Source organism: Pedobacter sp. BG31 (genome assembly GCF_042464845.1).
Taxonomy (GTDB): Bacteria; Bacteroidota; Bacteroidia; order Sphingobacteriales; family Sphingobacteriaceae; genus Pedobacter; species Pedobacter suwonensis.
Window position 1 is genome coordinate 1 of record NZ_JBHNZK010000065.1, and the last position, 366, is coordinate 366.

The 366-nt window shown below is 48.1% G+C and carries 1 pseudogene; it reads left to right on the top strand.

Features of this window, described 5'->3' with window-relative positions:
• Nucleotides 1-366: pseudogene (locus ACFE6N_RS23560) on the top strand (hypothetical protein); the annotation flags it as partial.

Sequence of the window (366 nt, forward strand, 5' to 3'; positions counted from 1 at the left end):
AAATAATAAATTCAGACCCAATATCCGCTTTCGGAGGCATAAATTTTGTTTTTGATTACTTAAACAGATTGGAAATCGATAAGCTCTGCCATGCACATCTGCCTGGCGTTGCTGCCCAGAGCAGATACTCCTGGAAGGATGTCTTCTACTCGCTCAAATCTGTTTTTCTCTGTGGCGGCGATTGTGTAGAAGATCTCCATACCCACTTGCGGGGTCATTTTACAGACAGTCCCTATGTTAGGCTTGCAAGCCCCGATACTGTTCTGAGAAGGCTCTCCGGGCTGGCCGAACAGGCAAGAACCTGTGCAACCAAGCGGGGGGCGGTCACACATCAATACTGTACCAACCGGACCCTTGAAAACTTCA